General features: G+C 40.9%; 11 protein-coding genes and 1 pseudogene. 4 read left to right on the forward strand and 8 right to left on the reverse strand.

All coding sequences use genetic code 11. From position 1 onward, the window contains the following. Positions 1-1,090: 1,090 nt before the first annotated feature. Positions 1,091-1,717, reverse strand: coding sequence for a hypothetical protein (locus L4D19_RS28525; protein WP_428455177.1), 627 nt, complete (start codon positions 1,715-1,717; stop codon positions 1,091-1,093). Positions 1,718-2,541: 824 nt separating this feature from the next. Here L4D19_RS28525 and L4D19_RS28530 point away from each other — a divergent pair. Further along, a complete protein-coding gene (locus L4D19_RS28530) occupies positions 2,542-3,876 on the forward strand; it encodes a hypothetical protein (RefSeq protein ID WP_428455178.1) in 1,335 nt (444 codons plus the stop codon). Between the two features lie 853 nt (positions 3,877-4,729). Here the strand turns inward: L4D19_RS28530 and L4D19_RS28535 are convergent. The 6 genes from L4D19_RS28535 to L4D19_RS28560 all read right to left on the reverse strand — a co-directional run bounded on the left by L4D19_RS28535 (position 4,730) and on the right by L4D19_RS28560 (position 12,623). Further along, complete coding sequence (locus L4D19_RS28535; protein WP_428455179.1) at positions 4,730-6,217, reverse strand: TniQ family protein; 1,488 nt, start codon at positions 6,215-6,217, stop codon at positions 4,730-4,732. 3 nt (positions 6,218-6,220) lie between these two features. Next, positions 6,221-7,120, reverse strand: coding sequence for a TniB family NTP-binding protein (locus L4D19_RS28540; RefSeq protein ID WP_428455180.1), 900 nt, complete (start codon positions 7,118-7,120; stop codon positions 6,221-6,223). Positions 7,121-7,133: 13 nt separating this feature from the next. Then, positions 7,134-9,050 carry a hypothetical protein gene (locus L4D19_RS28545; protein ID WP_428455181.1) on the reverse strand — a complete coding sequence of 639 codons (1,917 nt, stop codon included), beginning with the start codon at positions 9,048-9,050 and terminating at the stop codon, positions 7,134-7,136. Further along, on the reverse strand, positions 9,043-9,459 hold the full coding sequence (locus L4D19_RS28550) for a TnsA endonuclease N-terminal domain-containing protein (protein ID WP_428455182.1): 417 nt from the start codon (positions 9,457-9,459) through the stop codon (positions 9,043-9,045). The genes L4D19_RS28545 and L4D19_RS28550 overlap by 8 nt, the downstream gene beginning before the upstream one ends. A 1,221-nt stretch (positions 9,460-10,680) precedes the next feature. Beyond that, positions 10,681-11,673, reverse strand: coding sequence for an adenosine deaminase (gene add / locus L4D19_RS28555; RefSeq protein ID WP_428455183.1), 993 nt, complete (start codon positions 11,671-11,673; stop codon positions 10,681-10,683). A gap of 2 nt (positions 11,674-11,675) precedes the next feature. Continuing rightward, positions 11,676-12,623 carry a nucleoside hydrolase gene (locus L4D19_RS28560; protein ID WP_428455184.1) on the reverse strand — a complete coding sequence of 316 codons (948 nt, stop codon included), beginning with the start codon at positions 12,621-12,623 and terminating at the stop codon, positions 11,676-11,678. Between the two features lie 175 nt (positions 12,624-12,798). Between L4D19_RS28560 and L4D19_RS28565 the strand changes: the two genes are divergently transcribed. From L4D19_RS28565 to L4D19_RS28575, 3 genes are read left to right on the forward strand one after another with little or no spacing between them, the layout of a single operon-like run. Next, entirely contained in the window at positions 12,799-13,728 is a 930-nt protein-coding gene (locus L4D19_RS28565; protein WP_428455185.1) for a ribokinase, read from the forward strand. 38 nt (positions 13,729-13,766) lie between these two features. Continuing rightward, the gene (locus L4D19_RS28570) at positions 13,767-14,450 is read left to right on the forward strand and encodes a Crp/Fnr family transcriptional regulator (RefSeq protein ID WP_428455186.1); all 684 of its coding nucleotides are present in this window, start codon (positions 13,767-13,769) and stop codon (positions 14,448-14,450) included. Positions 14,451-14,489: 39 nt separating this feature from the next. Continuing rightward, a complete protein-coding gene (locus L4D19_RS28575) occupies positions 14,490-15,059 on the forward strand; it encodes an HD domain-containing protein (RefSeq protein WP_428455187.1) in 570 nt (189 codons plus the stop codon). A 179-nt stretch (positions 15,060-15,238) separates the two neighbouring features. Here L4D19_RS28575 and L4D19_RS28580 read toward each other — a convergent pair. Next, positions 15,239-15,333, reverse strand: a pseudogene (locus L4D19_RS28580) (cytosolic protein); the annotation flags it as partial.

Here is a 15,333-nt window from a genome sequence, read left to right on the forward strand (position 1 = left end):
GGCGAAATTACTATACCCAAGCCACCTCAAGATGCTCGTTTCAGCGAGAATTACTTGGCTTGTAGGCAAGGCACCGATTAGAAAATCTAGTGGTTCTAAATTGATAATCGGTAACAACGCATAGAAGCCAAGTAAACTCGCCCTTTGGGAGTGAGCCAGCGTGCCCATTTCTGTGTCAAATAACGTTGAAAGGGGCTACCATTCCTACCGCTATTTTCCTTGAACTGAACACGCTGGTCTCACTCTGAATCCTGCATCTTGAGGTAGCTTGGGTATATAGAGTATAGGAAGAGTACAGTTCGCTTTTTGTTGTAATGTGCCCCAAGGCTTCGAACTACAGTAACTTGCTCTATCTGTCTCGACAGCTAAAAACAAATCAAATTGCGACTATAGAGATAGGTATGCTGAGAATGAAGCTACCGCATAGTATGCTTCTATTTTCTGAATAAGTGGGGAGACTAGAATACAGCCAGCGAAAACCATCAGGTAATGACCTATACCAGAGATAAACCCGATCTGCGTCATCGACCATTCTGAATCAACCGTTGCTATGCAGCCAACTTATCAAACCTCACGCATAACAATAAATGGTCAGCTCTGACGTATCAAACAACCAATCAATAACTTTCAAGTAATTGATTGGCATCTATATTCTCCTTGTGGTCAAATTAATTATTGGAGGGGTGAAAGATGTCTAGGACTAAACTGACACTAAGTACATTCAATTTGTACAATCAATATGCCCTAACACTAAAATGGATTTGTCTACATTCAATCTGTCAGCTCTTAAATCCCGGCTTAATCTGAACTGACAGATTGCTCTAACTCAGGTTTGCCCCATTTATTGTCAGTGCAAAGAATCTTCATAGCCTGTTAGCGAAGATTTGCCATGTTTTGGCTAATGTGGGTTTAAGTGGTTAACTCATACTGCTTTTGGTAAGTTTCAGGTTGGTCAGTGTAATGATGATATTCCCCCCTTACTAGGATAATTGATCCGTTATCAAATCAATTAAGTCAGAAGTTTGTTTTTGATTTTCCAAATACACACCATTAGTACCATTTTTCACAAGAAAAATTGTCGGTACAGGTACTATTCAGGAAGTTCGCGATATTCAAACCTGTGGCGTGTTATTCCATTTAGGCCTGTGATTGTATCAAACTCAAAAAATCCTTTTATAATCACGTATCGACATTCACTCTCTTCATAATCTTCAATACAGACCTTACCTGTTTTGCGGTCACGTCCACAGGGTTCTATGTATTCACTGCACCAGCCTGTATTTCGACGAATATAAGTGCTCTCATATTTACTATCATATGTTGTTACGAAAGAGGTATGATAAAAAAAATCACCATCACTGATGGTTATTCTCATCTCATTATAGGTCTCACCATCAAGTTCGAACCAGTCATAGCCATCCCGCATATCCATAGTTCTATCTGCAAGGTGGTTGTTATACTCGCTTTGCGACACAAAATAATCATCAACTAAGACGACATCCAACTTCACTTTATTTTTAATATTGTTAAACAAAAAAGCTGAAAACTTTTGCCAATCGTCAGGGGAAGAGCTTCTTAAGAGACCGCTAAACGACGGGACTGTTACCCACTTGAAATTATCCCATAGCCCTAGTGTAGTACTCAGCCAGCCGAGCACACAAAAGGCTCCAGTTATCCATGCCAGTATTTTTTTGGCTTTGATACTTAACTTATGCATGCATTCTCTCGATTAAGCAAAGAGGTTATTTATGGAGTCTGCCTTTGATTTTAGATGATATCGTAAGGAAAATTACCGTAAGGATGTGTTGTGGAATAGCTAACTTGTCCATGAGGACGAAGGTTACCAATAGAAATAGTAATTTATGGTCTGCTAAATTAGTAAAATCAATTGCTTAGTTTTGTCCAGAGGCGTGTCAGCATGATCGTCGCTGGCAGGTTTGTGCCCCATTGTGGGTTAGCGTAAAAGCTCACTCACATGCTATTCATCTGAATTTGCCCTAGAATTTCTTATAACTTTCATTCGAGCTAAGTTCAGCAGGTTATTAATGCACGCTTCAAGATAACTGTTGGATATACAGTTATAACTAAATAACTCTGATTTTTACATATCCTTGCGGTATTAACGACACAAGAATTGCTTGCTTTCCTCAGCACATAATCATCACATATCCAACTGAAAATATTAACTTTATTATTCTTTGGTGAGCGTATAAGAGGTCTCGTTATACGCGCTTGTTCGCTTTTACCAACCACAGGACTGCCAACGGTTATCTGAATTACACATAGTTGTTTAATTTTAAGTCTTAAATGTCCGAAGTGATTGAAACTTAACCTTGTCAGTGTGCGTGTTATTGAGCATGCTGTCTAATACACTATTAGGCATAAAGGTTTGGATATCATTATGTTTCTACATCAAGGATGATTAGCTCAACATTTACTAGGTAGTATAAGATTTATAGCTCAATATTAAACAATTGAACTAGACTTAAGCTTGCTAGTTTTATGTTAAAACGAGGCATTCTTGATAAGAGGTGTCAGTGGATGGATAAATGGCTGAAAAACTCAATAATCTCTGGAATAGTAAGCGCTTTACTTAGTTTTATATTTATCCTACTTGCTTTACTAGGGGTGTCAAAAGAACTAGTTCTTTTACCGATAGTAATTGGTGTTCTTGTCTTTCTTATTGTTCTTTTTCGAAATCCAGATTTTTGGGAACTTAGGGTAGCTCAAGCATCATTTACATTACTTATACTCACACAATCAGCTTACCATTTGGAATTGCGACTTGATGATCAGTCTATAGAAGGTGTAATCGTTGATATGCTATTCAAAATGGGAGGAAACTCTCTTGTAGGCATTATTTTTGCTATATTCACAATAGTATTTACTATTCTATTCAGATATTTTCACCGCCCTACTAGAAGGTATATTGTTTTAGCAAGTGATGATATTCATCCTGATGTAATAGAACAAATAAAGACAGAAGCAATGAAAGCCGCTGAAATCCCGATTAAGAAAGCAACATTCGGTGCTACTGAAAAAGGAAGTACAAAAATTCCGTGTAATCTTGCTGTAAAGTATGCAAGACGACTTGAATTAGCATTCTATTCTGGAAAACTAAGCAAAGTAATTATCCATCGAAAAAACGAACGTTTTATGATAGTTGACGTTGATTCTGAACACCCCAACTCTTTTCGAATTCTATTTAATGAATGGCTTGGATACCACGATGGTTACTTTAAAGATAAAAGTATCGTAAAAAAAAGAAACTGGATTACTGAACCTGCTTCAACTCGAAGTTTTATTAATAGAGCACTGGCTGTGGTGTGTCGTTCATTAGTCTGTTATGAACTCTCAAATCAACCTATAAAATTATCAAAAAGATTCTATTTTACTTCAGCGTTAATTTGCCTTGTTCCTTTAATTGTTTTTGTGGCTTTCAAGCTAGATGATGAGGTATTTTTTGATTTTACAACGATGCTTGAGATGCTTAATTTGATGTTTATGGTTACAATCATGGCTTATGTGCTGTTTTATCAACCATTAAGTATAGTGAGAAATGTTTATTCTTCATCGTCTAAGGATAAGATTGTTGCATCAATGGCGTTATTTGAAATAAGCGTTGTATTAAAGTATGGGAATGTTGAACAATCTAGCCTTCACCGTTTAAAAGTACTCGAAGATAAGGTAAGCAAGCTTCCTTCTGTTGATTCTCAAGAGTATAGAAAAGTGTGGGCTTCAGTTGCAAGAGAAGTCACAAGATCTCTGAAAAACACACTGACAGGAGCTCCTTGGGATTCGCTTTTATCAATTCCTGTTTATCAAAGATTTGATCCTCTATATGATGGAGAACTTTTTGTTCTGCCTGAAGGTTAATTTTGATAGCACACTTGTTTTTAGTACATCTTGCTGTATTAGAAAGTTGCTCTCTTCATGTGTATTAATTTTTACTGCCTAACAAATAGCACCATACGACACATTTAACTCGGCATTTTTTGTGTATGTTAGCTATAGTATTTACGGTGATTAATTTTTCGCCAGCATTAAATAGACGTATGTGCTTGGCGTTTTACCCATACTTTCTCTAATCCTAACCTTACCCGTTAGATCAAAAGCACTAACAAACTTCTGTCCAATACTTCGTTAGCATTTCACCTTCAGAACTACAGTTTCAGCCAATGTGTAGGTTCTTCTTCATATGGTCTCTTATCATAGTGGCCGCGTAACAATGCCATATCTCTTATTTTTAACAATTGTCATCCACACGGTATAAATTGACGGATTTGAAAAAGGCTTTTTAGCATATTGATGAGCTGTCAGATTTATATCTTCGTAAATCACTGATTATAAATACATTATTTCCTTTGGAGGTGGTGTGGCCATCTAGAGGTCCTTCCGGTCTTCTTTGTGTATTTACGGTTTATTGCCTTCTTTCACATAAATTGGAAAAGGGGACAATAGTCCGGAAATCGCTAATAGCTAAATCAACTAGTTAAAACTGAATCCAAAGAAAGTCGGAAAAAAAATAAGGGCAATAAGCCGGAATTTTACGCATTACAAGTAAATAACTGGAAAAACAGGAGGTTGTGAAAGGAAAGAGGCAGAATTCCAGCTACTAAACAAATGTAGTTCAAAGTGTGTGATCAATAAATATACAGAAAGGAACTTTTCTGGCGTGTCTTAGAGTTGAAGTTATTGAGGCGAAAATGAAATAGCAGCTGGATAGCTGCTATTTAGATGGGGTGCTGTTGAGTAACTTTTGTACATCTTGCGAATTGTAAGAATGGAAAAAAGCTTTGTTGATATGTGGGTTTGCCTTGCAACGGCGAATTTTTCCTTTGGCAACTAACGTATTGAGCTCTGTTTGGTTAATGCCAAGAAGTAATTTGACGATCTTTGCTGTCATATAGAATTCTTTTTGAGACAGCATCCGTGAGCTCCAGCTTTCTAGATCAGTCTTTCGCCAACATAGTGAACGAAATCCGTGATCAACTGAAGCTCTGTAAGTTTGAATGCGCTGATCTGTAAGAAGCTCCCCAAGCGAACTGCCACACTTCTCAAACAAAAGGTCGTTTCGAATGGATTCAAGAGAAAGATAGTGCTCAGCATCTCTATCGGCAAGGGGGAGTACAGCTAGTAGTTTGGCAAAGTCTCTCAGGTCAAATAGCATACCAGAGATAGATTTGGCGCTTTTGAACGGTACGATCACTTTTTCCTGAATTAGGGATGATAGTTCTTCATAGTTTGAACCTAGTATCCGTTCTACGCCCCATAAATCGCCGATAAACCTGGTGGACTCATCGTTAATTTCTTGTTCCTTTAGCTTAAATGCATGCTTTACCTTATTAATTATGGCATCCGTCGTTTGCCATTTTGTAAATGACGGTGTGAGACATGCTGAGTTATCTGTCATGGTGAATGAGGTATTGATCATGATACTTGGATAACGCACTGCATCCTGGCTGACTACTTCTATATCTTTGCGAGCCTGTTCAATCTCGAGTGCATATTGCTCGCGAGCTGCTGATTTGGTTAGTAACTCGTAAGCTGCTGTAAGGATCTCGACGAGCTCAGGAATCTTGAAGGTCTCCAGGTATTCTGATTTGCCTGGTAGTTGGTCATACGGCCTTAACAGTTGCCCAGCTGTTTCTAGAAGGTTTTTGGATGCATCCTTTAGTGTCTTCCCCCTCAAATCAATGAGATCGTTTAGATATGGCGGTAAATTATTGGTCTTGTAACTGTTATTGCTCAATTGGCTGGAGCAATAGCTGCAGCAATCATCGTTGATAGCCTCAAAAGAGAGTGGCTCATTACACGATGGGCATTGATCAATAAGTTGGATTCCATGCCTAGCGCAATGTGTTTTCAGTGAGATCTGCCAATCAATGATTTGAGTCCTACTATGAGCCAGGCAAGCCGGGCAATATCGCGCAACACTCTTGAGAAGAGGCGATAGTTTAGTTTCAGCTGCTTGCTGCTCGAAGTGTTTAATGGTTTCTTGGATGCCCTCATCCGCAAGGGCTTGTAGGACATTCGTAACATATTTATAGGAACCTGTTTGTTTGAAATTAGCAAAATGACTTGGCTCAACATCACATGCGCTTAGTATTTCGCTGCTGTTTATGCAGCAATTACTTGCTGCAAGCCGTGCGATAAATCCTTGTATGCATTCATTGCTTTCAGGTGTTGACGAGTATGGCAACTTTGATTTGCTCATTATTTATGCCTTGTAGTTTTCTTTGAGCCAGTGTTCAATGTCGAGCCGGCTGACTTCAAATGGATTAAAATCCAGTACATCAGATGGTTGATACTCTGCTTCGAATGCTTGTTCGATATCATCCGTGTCGATTTGGGATGTGCCCGGGTTCGTTCTGATAGCCAGCTCAATCAATGTATGCCAGAGTCCAGGTAGGCCGTCACAAGCAACATACAAGCGAAGCAGAAAATCTTCGTTGAATTCAACAAAAGGCACTGGACAGGTCTTGCGGTACATATTAATAAATGTATGAAATTCTTTGTTTTCCTTGAGTGGGGCACCTAAGCGCTCCAGTCTTGCGGTTCCGAGAAATCTGCGACGTAATTGGTCGTCTGTGCGTACGAGTTTTTCAGCAATGGGCTTACCTACCAGGATGAAAGCACATCCCGTGTCACGCATGACTGTTTTGTAGAAATCACACACGATTGATTCATGGTTTTTTTTGTATTTTTCAGTAAAGTGGTGCACTTCATCATTGGCAATAACCTTATATTCGTGTTTGTTTATCAGCTCGATGAGTTGTTTGGTTCGTCGAGCTTCTGTATGCCTTTGATTATCTAGTTTCGATGCCCCGATAGCTTCATAAAATGCACTTTGCAAGGCTTTGAGGCTCGATGGGGAGGGGGCTTCCACAAAAAGAAAAGTGTCCTTGTTGATGCCCTCGTGTGGGTGGTTATTTATGAGGTGAGCATTGGTCACCTCAAGCATAGCTGTTTTACCGGCTCCTGCGTCGCCAAGGATTAGAACACTTCTTGGAGTTCCTCCATCAATAGTGCTGTTGATGCACATTTCGATTTTTTTGAAAGCGCATTTTGCACTTTTATGCATAATGTAATTGTTTTGTAGTTGTTCTAATGCGTTCATACAAGTTTTCTCTCTATTTTTTAGTAAATGTTGTCATACCGTAGTCATCATCTTGATGCTGGCGAGTAGTTCTTTGTCGTAGGGTTCTTTTTTCACTCTGGTTCAAATGAACCGTTTCGTTGAGCAGCTCTTCAGTTAGTTCGTTAGCTTCATAGCCTGTTTTTGTGGCTTCCTTACTTTGTTGAGACTTGTTGGTGGCAGTTTTTGGGGCCGAGTCAGCCTTAACTCGTTTTGCTGCCTTATGTGCGTCTTCCCGGATCTTATGTTCTGCAATGCAGGCCTCTGCCGGCTTATGACGGCGTAAGGCTTTCATCTGTACCATATGATCCTCCAGTGTTGTTCCGGGTTGTATAACAGGTTTTACTGAGGGGACTTTAAATAGTTCTGATGTTGTCGGATTTATTACAAATATCGCGCTCACATCCAAAGGGTCGACATAGTACTGAATATCAATACTTCGCTCGATGTCAGCGATCTTTTGTAATTCTGGGCTGTTGTAGAACGCATAATGTTTGTTGGTACCACTCCTATAGTTAGCTTTGCCTGTCTCTAAAGTTCCAGAGCGGGAAAAACGTAGATCGAAATCTTTTGGTAGCAATGGCCTGGTTCGCTCATATGAATACTCCCAACGTTCTAAAGGCGTTTTAGTCTCACCAGTTTGCTTTGTTATTGCATATGCATCTACAATCCAGCTGTTTAAATACTCCAGATACTTCTCCACTGTGATGGCTTTTCGGTTCTTTATTTGCCCCTTTTTTCCCTCTTCACGAATGTCGTCATAGGAGCACGATAGCGTTGGTTCAAATTGGTTCTTAATTTGATAAATAAAATTCTCGACATATGGCTTTCTATAAGGAGCCTGAACTTCTGTGGTTTGGAATAGAATGCCAAAATCTCCAACAAGGTTGTTGATGAAACTCTCTTGGCTAAAACCAGAACCAGCGTCTGCAACAATTTGTTTAATAAGGCCGCAACAATAAATTAAATTCCCGGTAAATGTGGACATTATTGGTTTCTGCATTGCATTTTTGACACACAGCCGGAAACAGTTTGCACTTTCTCCTCTTTCAGAGAGAGAAACAATTGCTAATGGCATGCCACTGTATGTGTCAATGGCAACACAGAAAAAAACGCGGCTAGAAATCTCTTTCTTTCCATCATTATTTATAATCAGCAGAGCCTTCGGGCTGTAGAAATCAAATTCGACCCTATCGAGGATATTATCAACATGAAATCGTCGGAAATAATCCCTTATTGTTTGTTTTAGAGCAACAGAGCCTTTGCGCTTTTTGATCTTTTCAAACGGAGGGATTTTATTTAATTGCTGACGAAACCACTCGATACAAGGGACATCGGCTTCATTTAATTTTAGATCGCTAAGGCAGTAGCCCTTAAAACTATCGTATAGTGAACGCTGCGTGAATTTTCCTCCTTTAAGATAGTATTCGTAAATGTATTGTTCAGCTTTATGTTCAAGGAATACAGGGTAACGTGCACCTCTAAACCCTTTCTGTTTATGTCTCGGTAAAAAAACTTCAAGGTACCATCCGTATTTACGAGCATTAGATAAGTGCTCGTATAAGCGGGATTTGCCAATTGCTGGTACACCAAGTTTTTCAGCCATCGCTTTAATGGCCTTACTTGTGATGTTTTTCTTTGTCCTGAAGGCTTGGGCTAACTTCATAGTACATATGGCTTTTTCTCTTTCTGATAGAGTATGCACTGAACTTAAAGTTGGCTGCTCGAATACAGGCGCTAGTTGTAACTTATTCTCTCTAATTGCCTCAGAGACTTCTGTGATACTGAGGGAGACTGGTCTTTTAGCCTCGTGATAAAAAGTATAGTAGTTAGAGTCAATATGCTTGAGGATGTACTCTTTATCATGGTATATGACTGCATCATTAGTATTTAGTAACTTGATGTTAAACATAGAACCTCTGAATATACCGACTGTTTAGGTCGAATAAAGCCTGGTAACTAAATAGTGACTCATCACTGTTTATTAAAAAAGTGATACCTTTTCGTTCTAAGATATGTTTTACAACTTCAAATTTTTCTTTGAAAGGTTTTATATGATTCGCTGGCTTGACTTCAATTACACGCCATTCCCCATCTAACATCTTTACTAGAAAGTCAGGGGTGTAGTGGCATTGCTTTCCGTTGAATAGGTATTTTATTGTAAACGGCTGTGTGCATTGTGAAACAACATTAGTATCTAATTCGTTTCTCAAACCTTGGGTGACTTCAGCCAGACTTTCACATTTTAGAATTTTGTTGGCCTTAAGACTTTTGAATCTGTAAATGTTGCTCACTCTAGAGTTTCTTTTGATAGTTCTCATATGTCCTCCAAATTAGTTGATGCTGAATGATAGCGGCAAAAAATATAGTTTCAAGTCTAAGATTTTATATTTTTACGTGTGTGTTAGTATTGGTGTAATTAATGTTTTTATATTTTTGGTGTTGTTTTTATAGCTTTTATTTGTCTCTGGTTGTAAATAAACTAAGGTTGTATTTAAATAGCTGTTTAATTTCTTTATGTATTTCATAAGTTTGTTTCTTTAATTATATCAAAATTAATTTGCTACTATTTGTATTTGTTGCTTTTGAATTGTTGGTTAGTATTGATATAATTAATRCTTAATGAGGTGGAAAATAAATCTTTCTGACTTTAAATTTATTTCCTTCTTTGTGGTTTGTTGACTTGTCTAAAAGATTGGTGTGCTCAAGAAATGCACAGATAGGAGGTTTCAGTTTTATTGATGAGAATTTCACAAAGAGAATCAGCTTTAAGAAATTATGCAAGCTTGTGCGCAAAAGGGGTTATCTAAGGGGATGGTGCCTTATAACTACACTAAGAGCCTAGTTAGGAGTGTTGATATGACGTGTCATAGGTATCAGAGAGACCGTTAACTGTTTCGCCCTGCCTATTACCTCAAGTCACTATGGTTGCCTGGGATGCAAGATCATCAAAAGGATCGCAGTCGTGTGCGTCAACGGTACAAGTGTAAGCACTGAACGATATCCTTCCCATATAAAGGAGTAATTAATCCACACTTTTACCTGGAAAAAAGTGTTAATGACTCATGCGAATGACCTCATACACAGTGGTTTATACAGTAGTTATATACCCCTGATGTACTAGAGTCAGTTCCAGTGTCAGTTCCAGTCTCATTTGGGATTTTGTCCGGCTAAATGGGATTCTTGTTTTTGGCTTATCTGCCTGATGATTAGGTGAATTTCTTAGTTTGGGAGGTTCTGGATGAAATGAGTTGTCCAACTTTCCGCTTCATACAACCAGAAAATGAGAGCCTTGAAGTTTGAACTATTTCACGTGAGAAGGCTGAATGGCAGACTTTGTTTGTATGGCTACATTGACCAGTTGTATAGAGGATGTCTGATATCGAATGGACAACAACTGTGTCTAGCAGGAGGTAGAAGGCTCCGCTTCCTGGCTTGGTTCTGCCCCAAAGTGTGTTTTAGCCGTTTTTGGTGTTTAATACGCAATCTAAAAGGTAGATGCCTCTCACTAGGAGAGGCCCCTAGATTTATTTCTTAACTGTTCAATTAGTCAATGTCACCTTTTGTTTTAAGCTCTCCCTGAGCTGAGGAGATACAAAGCTTGCATCGAGCGCATCCAAGTTAGTTTGGATAAAGTCAGCCTCTTGCCAGCCAAACACGTCGTGCAATAGCTGATACTCTTTATTTAATGTGGTGTCGGCTATCGTACGGGCATCTGTGTTGATGTTGAGTTTAACACCCGCTCGCTTAAGTTTATCCACGGAGTGCTCTTGGATAGTACCGAACACATTACACACCAAGTTACAGCTTGGGCAGACTTCCAGTAAGGTGTTTTGCCGCTTCAGCCTCTCGATCACCTCTGGCTGTTCAATGCTTCTCACGCCATGGCCGATTCGAGTAACGTTAAGCTTGTCGAGAACCTCCGTCACACTGTCTGCACCTTTCGCTTCTCCAGCATGAGCAATTACATTACCTCCTGCATCGAGCACATGAGCGAATGGCGCAATATGGTTGTCTAGTGGAAAACGCGCTTCGTCAGCGGCTAAATCCATTCCCACCACACCTTTGCCCATAAACTGAGTCACCAATTTGGCTGTTTGCATGCTCTCTTCTGCACTGAAATGACGTAAGGTACATAACAGTAATCCGGCATGAATCTGATATTCCTTGATGGCCTTTTCCATCGCTGACAAGGTAATCTCCACGACTTTTTCTGCGCTCAAACCCAGTCGAGTATGCAGAAGAGGGGCAAAACGAAGCTCAGCGTAGATGACATTATCAGCTTGGAATTGGTCGAATAGATCATCCACCGCCTGTTCGATCGCTGACTGGGTTTGCAAAATATCCAACATGGGAGCAATTTTACTCAAAAAGTCACCCAAATCGTCACACTGGCTTGGCGCAATAAAGGTGTCTTTGAACGTTTTCAAGCGCATTTCTGGCAACAGTTGGCGAATAAAGTAGTAGCTAAGGCAGGTATCCAGGTGTACGTGTAGTTCGACTTTCGCCAGTTTACTCGGGGCAAATTTCGCCATGGTTATTCTCCTAAAGTCGGTTTTGTTGCCAGTAGCTCAAACAGCTTGCGTTTGAAGCAGCCATCTTTAATTTTGGTGATCACGTTTGCGTTCTCAGGCTTGTGCGTCAAATGGGTTGAATCAATCACAAAATGTCCGTACCCCTGCTCACTCTTGTACTCGATCCACGAATAAGCTTTGATCGATGACTCAACGATTTCAGGGTAGAGCGCAACCGCCATGGTAGTCGGATCGGGTAGATCGAACCCAATGCGATCCGTTCGTCCCGCATTGAACTCCATCAGCGTCTTGTTACAACGAACAGCAAACTGACCAAGCTCACCCAACTCATTGAGATGTTTCATGTCTTGTTCGTCAATAAACGCTTCTCCCATGCCGATTTCCCAACCGACAATGTTTAGTGGTAAACCCGATTGTAAAACCAGATGAACCGCTTCCGCATCAACATAAAAATTGAATTCAGCCAGCGGAGTAATGTTTCCCGGCGTAAGCCCCGCGCCTCCCATAACAGTGACTTGCTTAATGTTGCGGGCAAAATTGGGATCTTTGAGTACCGCCATGGCCAAGTTAGTGAGCGGGCCTAAAGTCACGATTTCCAGCTCGCCTTTAAAACGGTAGGAGTAGTCAATCATAGCATCAACAGCGTGTTGGTCTTCTACCGTCAGTTCAGGCTCAGGTAGGTTCATATCGCCCATGCCGTCGTCGCCATGAATATGGTGAGAAGTAAAATGCTCACGAAATAGTGGCTTCGTCATCCCTGCATAAACCGGAGGAGCGTACGTCGCCGCTTTCTCCACACAGATTAGCGCATTGCGTTTGCATTGTGGTATCGCACAATTTCCCGCCACCGTGGTTATCGCCTCTACGCGCACTGAGGGCTCTCTAAGGGCCATTAACAGTGCGACAGCATCATCAGAAGCGGTATCAGTATCTATCAGTAGGTGTCTCATCGTCTTTTGTCCTTTTGCTTTTGGTATAGCGAGAGACTAAGTTGGCGTCGCAATCTAAAAAAGGTCATTTGTCCTTTTTTAGATTTAATCGGAAACGCACTATTTGAGTCAATAAACATAGCAAGACGGTTAGCGTTAACCGCACAAACTAATACGTGAACAAGGGGATGTAGCGATGAAAAACCGAGTGTTTGTTTTCGGCTCTTACAATGTCGATATGGTTTCTGTTGTTGAAGAGTTTCCTCTTCCAGGACAAAGCGTAACGTCAAAAGGGTTCAACTTAGGCAGTGGCGGGAAAGGTGCTAACCAAGCCTATTCCGCACAACAAAACGGTGCTGATGTCACCTTTCTTAGCAAAATAGGGACAGATCAGTTTTCGACTTATGCTCAAAAAGCCTTAGAGAGATGCAACTTCTACCGTTTGCACTTGTTGAAATCAGACGAACAATCAACCGGGATGGCGAACATTTTTGTACGCGAGTCGGATAAGGAGAATTTTATTGCTATCAACCTTGGTGCAAACGCGAGTGTCACCAAACAAGAAATTAGGCGCTTTCAGCCGGAAATTTGTGAAAGCAAGGTTCTTCTTGTTCAATTAGAAAACAATCTAGATGCCATTTTGAGTACGATGAAAATCGCGCAAAAACATAACGTAACCACCATTTTGAACCCAGCGCCTTATTCCAAGGAGGTTACAGAGCTATTACCCTTCACCGACATTATTACACCGAATGAAACTGAAGCGAAAAAGCTCACCGGCATTACAATAAAATGTTTAGACGATGCTAAAATGGCAGCGCGTGTTTTAAACAGCATAGATAAGATTGCAAATGTGGTGATTACCTTGGGCTCACAGGGGGCACTTGCGTATGATGGTCAAGAGTATCATTTTGTTGAGAGCTTCAAAGCCAGCCCTGTAGACACCACGGGTGCAGGGGATGCCTTTAATGGCGCTCTCGCCACTCAAATTGCTCAAGGTACTTCATTGGCTGACGCAGTTCGTTACGCCACGGCTTATGCGTCATTGGCTGTTGAGCGTAAAGGAGCAGCAAACATGCCAGAGGGCAGTTTAGTCGCCGAGCGTATGGGTGCCACAGTCAGATAACGTAAGTACAAACAAAGCTAGGAAGGAAGACGATCTTGATGGAGAAGCTCGCTAATAAAGACTTGATTGCTGCCTTTGTCAGCACTTATTCGTTAGATCGTCATTTTTCACCTCAGCTTATCGAGTCCATGAGGTTGACCAAACTCGCACCGGGTGAATACCTCATTGCTCAAGGCAGTCGATTGACCAAACTGCACCTCGTGGTCAAGGGTAAACTTCAAGTCGAACACTATGAGAGAGATGGCAATCGAGCGGTTTTTTCTATTGAGAAGGCATTCAGCGTCATTGGGGATCTTGAGCTGTTTCATCATCAAGTTGCTGAAACGGTGAGCACGGTGAAGGCCTTGTCAGATACCTATATTCTTGAGATTCCAGTCAGTAAAGTCGAGCAGTTTGGTCTTTCTGATCCGGCTTTCTTACGATTTATCTGCCAACAATTGAGCAATAAGTTGTACAACTCCTCGCAGTTCCACTCTAACGCTGCATTTAAAGCGGTGTTTAAAGTTCGAAAATATCTGGCGTATCGGGCGGAATCTGAAGGGCTCACTATTCGACTCGAAAAAAGAGAATCCATCGCAGCCATGCTAGGTGTTTCGGTACGCCAACTCAATCGCTCGCTTAAGTCACTGGCGGAGCAACAACTGATCGATTACAAGAACAAAACGGTGCAAGTTCGTGATGTTGAGAAGCTCGCCAATGTCAGTCCGACCGAGTTTGAGTAAAGCGCGGTTTTTGCAACAGAAAAAATACATAATCACAATATGAACAATAAATTACAAAGTATTATTCAGTTTCTTCAACAAGCGGAGAAGCTTAAATCAACGCTTAGAACCGCTTGGACAGAGACTGGTCGCCAAGAGAGTACCGCTGAACATACTTGGCGTCTTTCCTTACTGGCGATGTTATTGGCTGACGAATACCCACAGCTGGATAGCTTGAAAATACTTAAATTGTGCATCATTCATGATCTGACCGAAGCCGTCAGCGGCGATATTCCAGCGCCCCTGCAACATCGTGTCACCAACAAAAGTGAGCTAGAAAAACAAGATCTACTGACATTGGCTGCCCCTCTTGAACCCGCTAAACGAGAAGAGCTGCTTGCTTTATGGACTGAGTATGACCAGATGAGCACAGAAGAGGCTCGGCTAGTCAAAGCGTTAGATAAGATTGAGACCATGCTCCAGCATAACCAAGGGCAGAATCCTAGTGAATTCGATTATGTGTTTAATCTAACCTACGGCAAAAAGCACACAGATTATGACGCAATAACCCGCCAGCTTAGAGAGCTGATTGATCTTGAGACAACTAAACGCGCTAAGGGTCTATACTAGCGAGTCTTAGGAAGGTTCTCAGACTAGTGGTTATTAAAACTTATCCGACTCAATTGTGCTGGATCACATGCTCTAACTCGTTTCTGTCCAACAGTGTGCCAAGTGGTTCCTCTGGCACACTTATGCCCCATTCCTTGCTAGGGATGCCAATTCGCCGATTTCAACTTACTGAATAATTTTCAGTCCATTCGGGTAATAAAGGTTTGCTCGTCATCCACAAAAGCCACAAAGCCGCCGTGATAGATAAACACCCGACCACGCCCCTCAACTAGGC

The organism is Photobacterium kasasachensis, from assembly GCF_050336885.1.
In the GTDB taxonomy this organism is placed as follows: domain Bacteria; phylum Pseudomonadota; class Gammaproteobacteria; order Enterobacterales; family Vibrionaceae; genus Photobacterium; species Photobacterium kasasachensis.